Source organism: Pseudomonas sp. RIT-562 (assembly GCF_026241895.1).
In the GTDB taxonomy this organism is placed as follows: Bacteria; Pseudomonadota; Gammaproteobacteria; order Pseudomonadales; family Pseudomonadaceae; genus Aquipseudomonas; species Aquipseudomonas mandelii_F.
The window spans coordinates 263,229-273,077 of sequence record NZ_JAPJIV010000005.1; the positions used below are offsets into that span (position 1 = coordinate 263,229).

Genomic DNA, 9,849 nt, shown 5'->3' on the forward strand with positions numbered 1-9,849 from the left:
GGATGTTTATGAGCGTCACGCAGATCAGCGAAAGTAATCTTCACAGAGCATTTTGGCAGCGTGCAGGGCCAGCGCCTGAGTGGGCGCGTTGGTGTTGCCGCTAGTAATGTTGGGCATGATCGAGGCATCGATGACACGCAGATGCTCCACGCCTTTCACACGCAGGCGACCATCAACGACGGCACCTTCGTCCTTGCCCATGCGACAGGTGCCGACCGGGTGCCACATGGTGGTGGCGACGCGTTTGACCCATTCGCCAATCTGCTCATCGGATTGCACGCTGGGACCCGGTGAGACCTCTTCGTCGATCACCGGCGCTAGCGATTCCTGAGTCAGGACATGGCGCATGGCTTTCACCGACTCAACGGCCACTTTCAAATCGTATTCGTGGCCGATGAAATTTGGGTTGATCAGCGGCATAGAGGTAGGGTCAGCGTCAGCCAAACGTACCCAGCCGCGGCTTTTAGGCTGAAGCACCACTAACTCGAAGGTCACGCCGGGGCGCGTACCGGTAGGGCTCAAGCCGTCTTTGGAAATGATTGGTACGTGATAGCACTGAACGGTAGGGTCGCCCTGTAAGTTCAGGGGATCCCAATAGCTGACCGTCTCGATACCGCTGCCTGCGGCCGGGCCGTCTTTGGTCAGGATGTAGCGGATCCCTGCCTTCAGCGTCCCAAGGCCCTGGGCAACGCTTTGATAGCCCAAGTTCCCTTTCACATAGGCGCTGAGCGGTACGATAGGGTGGTCATGTAGGTTTTCGCCCACGCCGGGGGAATCGACCATCACCTCAATGCCGAATTCCTGCAACTGGGTCTTGGGGCCTATGCCGGAATGCATGAGAATCTTCGGGCTGTGTACCGCCCCGGCGCTGAGTATGACCTGCTTGCCCTGGATTTGCTGCGTAGTCCCGCCCTGGAGTATTTCGACCCCTACCGCGCGGTGGCTATCGATCAGCACCCGAGTGACCGTTGTGTTCGCCAGCAAGGTGACGCGGCCACTCTCCAGATGACGGCGCAGGTGCGCGACTACGGCACTGCAACGGCGACTGTTCTCGATGTTCGATTGCACCGGTGACACACCGATCTGGCTGGCGCCGTTGTAATCCGGATTGTAGGGCAGGCCGTATTCCTGAAATGCCTTCAGGCAATACTGGTTCAGTTCGTTGATCCCTTTGGGCAGCTGCACGGCCAGATTGCCTTGGGTGCCATGATGTTCATCATGGAACGTGTCGTTTTTTTCTTGCTCGATGAAGGCACGCCACATGCTGGCGTGATTCCAGTCCCCGTCGCCTGCGGTGGCTTCGTCCCACGCATCGAAGTCGCGTTTTTGGCCACGCACATACGCCATGGCATTTACCGACGTGCCTCCCCCCAACACCTTGCCGGAGCGAAAGCGTCGCTCAGTACCATGCTGGGCGACGGTGGAATGGGTCCACACGTGTTTATCCTTGGCCAGGATGGTGCCGAAGCCGGCTGGAATATGGATCAGCGGGTCGGAATCCTTGCCGCCGGCTTCGATCACGGCAATGCTGGCCCGACTGTTCTCGGCCAGATAACTGGCCACCACGCATCCGGCTGCACCACTTCCTACAATCAGCACGTCAAAGCTTTTAGTTGTCATATTTACCCACTGCGGATCGCTCTTGAACGGATGAGTATTGAGGGGGGATAGCGCACTGCCTATCAGACATCGCTATCAAAAGCCGAGATCAGGAATCGTTTAAGCGGGCGCTTTCGCTGTTCAGATTTTACAAATCTGAACAGTACAGTTGGACAACACATAGTACTTTGCCACTCTTTAAAAATCAAAAATAGCGCATTACGATAAAAGCGCTCTATATTGTCTGAGCAAGCTTGCCTACAATCCGGCCAGGCAGGTCCGTAATGATCGATCTGACAAGAGGAGCCTCCAGTGCCCAAAACGCTGCTGCAAAAACTCTGGGAAACGCACGTCGTACGTCATGACCCGGACGGTTCGGCGATGCTTTACATCGATCTGCAGTTGATCAATGAAGTCACCAGCCCCCAGGCTTTTGAAGGTTTATCGGCAGCGGGGCTGAACCCTTGGCGAAGCGGCACGATCATCGCCACCTCGGACCACAATGTGCCGACTAGGGACTTGGCTCTGGGCATTCAGGATCCGGTAGCGAAAATTCAGGTTCAGACGCTTGAGCGTAACTGCGATGACCTGAACCTGCGCCACTTTAAAATGGGTGATCAAAGGCAGGGCATTTTGCATGTCATCGCGCCTGAATCTGGCGCCAGTCTTCCGGGAATGACCATCGTCTGTGGCGACTCTCATACCAGTACCCATGGTGCTTTCGCGGCCTTGGCATTTGGCATCGGCACTTCCGAGATCGAGCACGTTCTCGCCACCCAGTGCCTGCGTGTTTCACCCATGGCGGCGATGAAGGTTCAGATCGACGGCGAATTGCAGCCGTTCGTGACCGCAAAAGACTTGGCCCTGAGCTTGATTCGCAAAATCGGTACTGCGGGGGCCACCGGTCATGCAATCGAGTTCACGGGCAGCACGGTCAGTAGCATGTCCATGGAAGCGCGGATGACCCTTTGCAATATGGCAATCGAAGCCGGAGCTCGCGTCGGGCTGATCGGTGTAGACGAGACCACACTGGCCTACCTGCACGGCCGACCTCATGCGCCGCGAGACGCAGGCTGGGAGGCCGCCGCTACGTTTTGGCGCACGCTTCACAGCGACCCTGGGGCAATTTTCCAACAGGTGGTGAACCTGGATGCAGCAAAAGTTGCCCCTCAAGTTTCATGGGGAACTTCTCCGCAAATGGTGTGCGATGTTCTAGAAAAGGTGCCCGACCCCGCGGACGAAGTAGACCCCGCTAAACGTCAGGCCTTGGTCAGCGCGCTCGACTATATGGGGATTACAGCGGGCACAGCCATCGTTTCAATCGAACTCGACAAGATTTTCATAGGCTCCTGCACCAATGCACGCATCGAGGACCTGCGGGCAGCTGCCCAGGTTGTAGTCGGTCAAAAAGTATCCACGCGTATCAAACAAGCATTGGTGGTGCCGGGATCAGGACAGGTCAAAGCCATGGCTGAAGCCGAGGGCTTGGACAGGATATTCATCGACGCTGGGTTTGAATGGCGCGAGCCCGGTTGTTCGATGTGCTTGGGAATGAACGAGGACCGGCTGCTCCCTGGGGAGCGTTGTGCATCTACGTCCAATCGCAATTTCGAGGGGCGTCAGGGGCAGGGTGGCAGAACTCACCTCGTGAGCCCGGTCACTGCAGCAGCGGCGGCCCTGGCAGGACATTTCGTTGATATAACCGCTGCCCAGATAAGGAGTTGAAAGGCCGTGAAACCATTCAAGCAGTTTTGTGCAGTAGCGGCGCCGCTTGATCGAATCAATGTGGACACGGACGCCATTTTGCCGAAGCAATTCATGAAATTGATCAGCAAATATGGCTATGGCGATTACCTGTTCGATAACTGGCGTTATCTAGACCAAGGCCAACCTGGGGACGACTGCTCGGTACGACCGCTCAACGAGCAGTTCATGCTCAACCAGCCCCGGTTCAAGTCAGCGCAAATCCTGCTGTGCCGAGATAATTTCGGTTGTGGTTCGAGCCGCGAGCACGCGCCGTGGGCCTTGCGTGATTTCGGGTTCAAAGCGCTGCTCAGCACCAGTTTCGCAGATATTTTTTATGGCAACTGCCTTAAGAACGGCGTGCTGCCCATCGTGTTGACCAAGGATGAAATGGATCACCTGTTCTCACTCGCGGCCCGTGATGCTGCGTTGCAACTTGAGATCAATCTAGCGGACCAAACCGTTTCCCAGCCTGAGGGCGTGATCTACCGTTTCGAGATCGATGCATTCCGCAAAAAATGCGTGATGTTGGGGCTCGATGAAATCAGCCTGACGCTCGCTCAAGCCGACGACGTGCGCTTATACGAAAGCAAGCGACGCGCCACCGAGCCTTGGCTGTTTCCAGAGAGCTGACGGCGTTGTGTATTTCATGATCCAGAAGACGCCAACACCGTCATTTTCTGCGTCATCTCGGCCCCGGCCTTCGCAACAATAGGCGCGAGCAGTGTTCTGACTTCCGGGGAGGCATCGACGACGGGTATCACGATGCTGATGCTGCCGATCACCCGTTTATCGTCAAAAACGGCGGCTGAAATACCCGCAGCGCTATTGCCCAATTCGCCTGAAGTGATGACTACGGACTCGTTTCTCAGCGATCTCAGTGTCTGCTTGACTTGCGCCCAATTGGCCCCAAGGCCAAAGCGCTCGAATTCGCCCGTTACGCCTTCGTAGTAGGGTTTGACCTGGCGCAATGGCAGGTGCGCCAGGATGACCTTTGAGGCTGCGCCTTGGTAAAGGGGCCTTGGGAGGCCGCGCTCATAGCTGATGTCTTGCTTGAAACGGGTGGTGAACTCCTCATGCACGCACATGACGTGCTCTTGGAAGTACCGGCATAAAATCGCGATGCTGTCAGCGGGGGCCGCATTCAGCATGTCACCCATGACCAACCTTGCAGCCTGGATCATCGGATCACCCAACCGCATTTTTCTATCCAACGCGATGATTGCTGGGCCCAGCACGTAGCGCCCCGGGGTAAAGGCGCTGATGTATCCGGCACCCGACAGGGTTCGAAAGTAACGGTACGTATGGCTCGCCGATAGTCCTAACTCGATCGCCGCTTCGTCCACAGACCAATCAGATTTGCTGTCTCCACTGAACAATTCGAGCAGGCGCATCAAGCGATCCTGGGAGCTGCCTTTGGGATCTTCTGCGCCTGAGACTTGCATGGCTGACGCGCCGGTTACCTGCTGCTTTATCAACCCTGCCCCCTTAGAAAGGTGTGCTTGACGGAGCCCGCATGTTACCGCCAAGCTCGACCACGAGGTGAGTAAAAACAAAAATAGCGCCATAAGATAAAAGCGTTGACACTTTTTGGAAAAAACATAATTATCGTATTACAACAAATAATACAAAACACCTTAAGGTGTGAGGGTTCCATCATGAGCCAGCTAGCGCAGCCATCGTCCCCCGTCCTCGACATCGCCCCTATTCTCGATCACGGAGAGTGGACGTCCTATCAAAAGCGAATTCTCTTCTTGGTCGCCCTCGTCATGGTGTTCGATGGCGTGGACGCGCAGGTGCTTAGCCTGTCGCTGTCCTCCATTTCAGCCGAATGGGGTATCAGCCGCGCAGCCTTTGCACCGGTGCTTGGATTCAGTTTCGTGGCCATGGCACTGGGGACGGCCCTCGGGGGCCTGTTGGGCGACCGCATCGGCAGAAAATGGACCCTCATCGCGTCCAGCGTAACGTTTGGCCTGATGACGTTATTGGGCGCGCTCGCCGATGACATCGTCTTTCTGGGCGTCTGCCGAGTGATTGCATCGTTGGGCATGGGAGCAGCCATGCCTAACGTCACGGCAATGCTGGCTGAGTACACACCTTTGCGCCGGCGCAGCCTTGCCCTCGCCATCGGGATGAGCGCGTTGCCTTTTGGCGGTATTGTCGTTGGCCTGTTAGGGGCGCAAATTCTTCCTGCCCTTGGCTGGCGCAGTTTTTTCGTGATTGCGGGGTGTGCGCCGTTGATCGTCGCGCTGACGCTGATCATTGGCGTCCCAGAGTCGCTGAGATTTCTGGTGGCGCGCGGCATCAAGCCGGCAGCGTGCCTGAACATCATTCGCCACCTGGGGCATGCGGTGTCATTGACCACCACGTTGGAGGACAGCGGCGAAGCGGCTGCAGTCAAGAAGGCTTCGGTGCGAACGTTAATGGCCAGCGAATATGCCGGCGACACACGGGTTCTGGCGGTCGCTTTCTTTACCGTGATTCTGTCTAGCTACCTCATGTTTACCTGGTCCCCCTCCCTGTTCGTCGAGGCCGGTTACAGCGTCAGTATGTCCAGCGCAAGTATGGCGTTGTTCAGCCTCGGTGGCCTGATTGGAGGGGTGGGCGGCGGCTGGCTGTTCAGTCGCTTCGGTTCGCGCAAAACCATGCTCTGCATGGCGGCGGGGGCGTTGGCCTGCTGCGCTGCGCTGATGGTAACGCCGTTGCAACCTGCTGCGAATTCGCTCCCTATCATCACCGTTAGCCTGCTGCTGCTCGGCCTCTGCGTACCGGGCACACAAGCAATCCTATTCGTGCTGGCGGCGCAGATATTCCCTACCTCAATGCGTGCAAGTGGCGTCGGTTTGCCCGCAGCTTTCGGACGGCTGGGCGCGGTGCTGAGCGCTTTCATCGGCCCCTGGATTCTTGCCAGCACAGGCACTCGGTTCTTCGGTTTTATAGCAGCCATGATGTTGATTCTTTTTGTCGCGCTGACCCTCGTCCGTCGCCACATCGCACGGACCGCAAACCAAGACCGTAGCGATGCACGGCTGAACGAAGTTCGATAGATAGGTAAGGAGATATTTGTGAGTAACAATGCCTTTAGAGATCACATTGCCCATGACAACATGACGCCCCTCTGGGAGGTATTGCGCGGGCTTACCCCGCGCGAGCCCAAGCAGACGGCGGACCCCGTAATCTGGCGCGCCGAAACCATTCGCCAAAATATGAAAATGGCCTGTGAGGTCATCTCCGCCGAAGATGCGGAGCGCCGTGTGCTTGTCCTAGAAAACCCTAAGTTTCGGGGCAAGTCGCAGATAACGTCATCCCTCTATGCGGGTATTCAAATGATCCTGCCCGGGGAGGTCGCCCCCAGTCATCGCCATACGGCGTCTGCGCTAAGACTGATTTTAAGTGGCCAGGGTGGGTTCACTACGGTGCATGGCGAAAAGGTACTAATGAACCCGGGTGACTTTGTCATCACGCCCACGAACGTTTTTCATGACCATGGTGCGCAGGGCACGGAACCTGTGATGTGGCTGGACGGCCTGGATGTGCCTGTTGTGCAAATGCTCAACGCCGGTTTCTCTGCTGATGACCCGAATCTACGTCAGGCCCTGACACGCCCGACAGGCGACTCCAATGCGCGATTCGCCGCTGGCCTGAGACCTGTAGGCGACACCCACGGCGGCCCCGTCAGCCCACTTTTTCACTACCCCTATTCGCGCACGCGTGCAGCGCTTGAACAGTTGTCGCTCGTCGATGAGTGGGACGCGTGCAACGGTTTCAAACTGATGTTTACCAACCCAACGAATGGGCTGTCCCCGATTCGCTCGATGGGTGCCTTTATGCAGATGTTCCCAGCAGGGTTCAAGGGCACGAGCTTTCGTGAAACCGACGGAGCTGTTTGCTGCGTGGTTGAAGGCAGCCTGCGCGTTCAGGTCGGTGACCAAACGTGGACAGCCTGCAAGGACGACGTATTTGTTGTTCCGGGTTGGGCATGGCGTTGTTTTGAGGCGGACGAGCAATGCGTACTGTTCAGCTTTTCCGATCGACCGTTGCAAGAACACCTCGGTTTTTGGCGCAGCGAAATCAATCCGAGCGCAACTACTACACCAGGAGAAAAACCATGAAAATTTGTCTGTTTAACGATAACCGTTTGGGCCTGATTGAGGGCGACATTGTCTATGACGTTTCCCAAGCACTGCGTATTTTGTCACCTGCCCGTTATCCGTTTCCGCGCCATGACCTGCTGATCGCTAACCTGGCCGAGCTACGCCCCGAAATCTCGCTTGCCAAGGGAAGCGCAGCGGTCTTCAAGTTAAGCGATGTCGAGCTGCTTAGCCCCGTCGGTAACCCAGGCAAAATTGTGGCTGCGCCTGTCAACTATCAAGCTCACCTTGATGAAGCCATCGCAGACACGGAGACGTTTACACGTGCCAATGTCCGAAAAATCCAGGAGACGGGCCTCTTCCTGAAAGCTACCAGCTCGCTGATCGGTGTCAGTAAACCGATTGTGATTAATCTTCCAGAGCGCCGTACCGATCACGAAATCGAGCTAGTCGCTGTTATTGGCAAGCGTGCCAAGGATGTGAAGGCGAAAGACGCACTGGCCTATGTTGCCGGATACAGCATTGGCCTGGACATCACGATCCGCGGGCCTGAAGAGCGAAGCTTGCGCAAATCGTTGGACACTTACTCGGTGTTGGGGCCATGGCTTGTCACGGCTGATGAGCTCAGCGACCCACAGGGCTTGGAGTTGCTGCTGGAGGTTAATGGTGAGAAACGCCAGCACGCCAATACTCGGGATTTGATCATGAACGTGGCAGAGCTGATCGAATTCGCCTCGACCTATTACACACTTGAGCCGGGTGATTTGTTGTACACCGGAACGCCCGAAGGTGTGGGTCCCATTGTTCACGGTGATCAGATCAAAGCACGAATTGAAGGGATTGGTGAAATTGTTGTCGAGGTCGTGTCGTCATGAGCCTACAAGATCCAATTGTAATCATTGGGGGGGGCATTGGTGGTCTGGCAGCAGCGCTGGCACTCTCACATAAGGGCTTCAAAACGCTCTTGATCGAACAGGCCGAAGAGTTTCGCGAAGTCGGTGCGGGGATCCAGGTGGGCCCTAACGGTTTTCGCGTGTTGGAGACGCTCGGCGTTGCTGATCAAGTACGCGAACTGACCGTGTTACCCGATGATTTGATCTTCATGGACAGTGTCAGCGCTGAGATGGTTACCACCATCCCGACAGGCGCAGCGTTTCGGGAACGTTTCAAGTATCCCTACGCCTTGGTGCATCGTGCGGACCTGCATTCGGTTCTTCTGGCCGCGTGTCGCGAGTCCGCTGATGTCGAATTCAGGATCGCCACAAAAGTGGTGGGCTACGAAGATGATGGCCTGTCCGTATGCGTGACCACTGACCAAGGTGAAACCATTCGGGGTTGCGCACTGATTGGCGCAGATGGATTGTGGTCGAAAGTCAGAGAGAAAATTGTCGGTGACGGTGCGCCTGTGGTCTCCGGGCACATTGCGTACCGGGCGGTGTTGCCCATTGAGGACGTGCCGCTTGAGTTTCGACGCAACTCGATGATTCTTTGGGGGGGGCCAAAGTCCCACCTGGTCCAGTACCCGCTTCGAGGTGGAAAACTATTCAACCTGGTGGCAGTCTTCCACAGCGACCGCTATGTAGAGGGTTGGAACACCGAGGGCGACCCTGAAGAATTACGCCGTCGGTTTGCCGGCACGTGTGACACCGTACAAACGCTCCTGTCCAAAATTGAAAGCTGGCGGATGTGGGTATTGTGCGATCGTGAACCCGTGAAAAACTGGAGTCAGGGACGTACCACACTTCTGGGCGATGCAGCGCATCCCATGTTGCAATACCTTGCACAAGGGGCGTGTATGGCGATGGAGGATGGCGTCGTACTCGCACAGGAGATCGAAAAGTGTCAGGGTGATTTTGAGTCGGCTTTTAAAGCCTATCAGGCTCGCCGATACCTTCGCACGGGCCGTTGTCAGGTCATGGCACGTGTTCATGGTGAGTTCTACCACGCCGAGGGAGTTGCGGCCGAACTACGTAACAACATGCTCGGCACCCGTACTCCTGAACAGGCGTATGCCGGTCTCTCTTGGTTGTATGACGCGGTAATTTAGAAATCCAGTGACGATCAATTATTCAACGGTGCTCAGTTGCCGGGTTGATCGTCGCTTTCAGCTGCACGCAATGATCATTCTATAAAAATAAAAAGGGTGAAATCGTGAACAACAAAAATTGCGCGCCACTCGTGTGGCCGGCGTTACTGTATTTTTGTGCGCCGGGCTTGGCATGGGCTGAGGATTCGGATTTTTTTAAAGATTCAACCGCTACACTGCAAGCCAGAAATTACTACTTTCAACGCAACTACTTAGATATTCGTGGGACCGAGAAACCCAAGGCTGAAGAGTGGGCTCAAGGCTTCATTCTTAATTTCAAATCCGGTTATACCCCAGGTACTGTTGGGTTTGGTATCGATGCTGTTGCCA

9 protein-coding genes are annotated in these 9,849 nt (G+C 56.0%); 7 read left to right on the plus strand and 2 right to left on the minus strand.

Translation table 11 applies throughout. The features are described 5' to 3' along the window. Nucleotides 1-24: 24 nt before the first annotated feature. Nucleotides 25-1,620 carry a GMC family oxidoreductase gene (locus ORL50_RS09740; protein ID WP_032904492.1) on the minus strand — a complete coding sequence of 532 codons (1,596 nt, stop codon included), beginning with the start codon at nt 1,618-1,620 and terminating at the stop codon, nt 25-27. A gap of 291 nt (nt 1,621-1,911) precedes the next feature. Here ORL50_RS09740 and leuC point away from each other — a divergent pair, with 291 nt between their 5' ends. Together leuC and leuD are read left to right on the plus strand one after the other, a co-directional pair. Then, complete coding sequence (gene leuC, locus ORL50_RS09745) at nt 1,912-3,324, plus strand: 3-isopropylmalate dehydratase large subunit (protein ID WP_020300863.1); 1,413 nt, start codon at nt 1,912-1,914, stop codon at nt 3,322-3,324. 6 nt (nt 3,325-3,330) lie between these two features. After that, complete coding sequence (gene leuD, locus ORL50_RS09750; protein WP_020300862.1) at nt 3,331-3,975, plus strand: 3-isopropylmalate dehydratase small subunit; 645 nt, start codon at nt 3,331-3,333, stop codon at nt 3,973-3,975. 14 nt (nt 3,976-3,989) lie between these two features. Here leuD and ORL50_RS09755 read toward each other — a convergent pair whose 3' ends face one another. Continuing rightward, nucleotides 3,990-4,736, minus strand: coding sequence for an IclR family transcriptional regulator (locus ORL50_RS09755; RefSeq protein WP_032904489.1), 747 nt, complete (start codon nt 4,734-4,736; stop codon nt 3,990-3,992). A gap of 264 nt (nt 4,737-5,000) precedes the next feature. On the opposite strand from ORL50_RS09755, the gene ORL50_RS09760 reads away from it, so the two are divergent. The 5 genes from ORL50_RS09760 to ORL50_RS09780 form a co-directional block, all read left to right on the plus strand. Then, the gene (locus ORL50_RS09760) at nt 5,001-6,389 is read left to right on the plus strand and encodes an MFS transporter (protein WP_020300860.1); all 1,389 of its coding nucleotides are present in this window, start codon (nt 5,001-5,003) and stop codon (nt 6,387-6,389) included. Between the two features lie 18 nt (nt 6,390-6,407). Beyond that, a complete protein-coding gene (locus ORL50_RS09765) occupies nt 6,408-7,454 on the plus strand; it encodes a cupin domain-containing protein (RefSeq protein ID WP_020300859.1) in 1,047 nt (348 codons plus the stop codon). Then, nucleotides 7,451-8,308: a fumarylacetoacetate hydrolase family protein gene (locus tag ORL50_RS09770; RefSeq protein WP_020300858.1), complete on the plus strand. Its 858-nt coding sequence runs from the start codon at nt 7,451-7,453 to the stop codon at nt 8,306-8,308. Before ORL50_RS09765 ends, ORL50_RS09770 begins: the two co-directional genes overlap by 4 nt. Then, nucleotides 8,305-9,480, plus strand: coding sequence for a 3-hydroxybenzoate 6-monooxygenase (locus ORL50_RS09775; protein WP_077748053.1), 1,176 nt, complete (start codon nt 8,305-8,307; stop codon nt 9,478-9,480). Before ORL50_RS09770 ends, ORL50_RS09775 begins: the two co-directional genes overlap by 4 nt. A gap of 104 nt (nt 9,481-9,584) precedes the next feature. After that, on the plus strand, nt 9,585-9,849 hold a 265-nt coding region (locus tag ORL50_RS09780; protein WP_416236015.1), incomplete at its 3' end, for an OprD family outer membrane porin.

What these genes read in the sequence shown, in the direction of transcription:
- ORL50_RS09740 (WP_032904492.1), bottom strand. Translation starts at nt 1,620, where the DNA reads ATGACAACTAAAAGCTTTGACGTGCTGATTGTAGGAAGTGGTGCAGCC.
- ORL50_RS09770 (WP_020300858.1), top strand. Translation starts at nt 7,451, where the DNA reads ATGAAAATTTGTCTGTTTAACGATAACCGTTTGGGCCTGATTGAGGGC.
- ORL50_RS09760 (WP_020300860.1), top strand. Translation starts at nt 5,001, where the DNA reads ATGAGCCAGCTAGCGCAGCCATCGTCCCCCGTCCTCGACATCGCCCCT.
- ORL50_RS09775 (WP_077748053.1), top strand. Translation starts at nt 8,305, where the DNA reads ATGAGCCTACAAGATCCAATTGTAATCATTGGGGGGGGCATTGGTGGT.
- ORL50_RS09755 (WP_032904489.1), bottom strand. Translation starts at nt 4,736, where the DNA reads ATGCGCCTGCTCGAATTGTTCAGTGGAGACAGCAAATCTGATTGGTCT.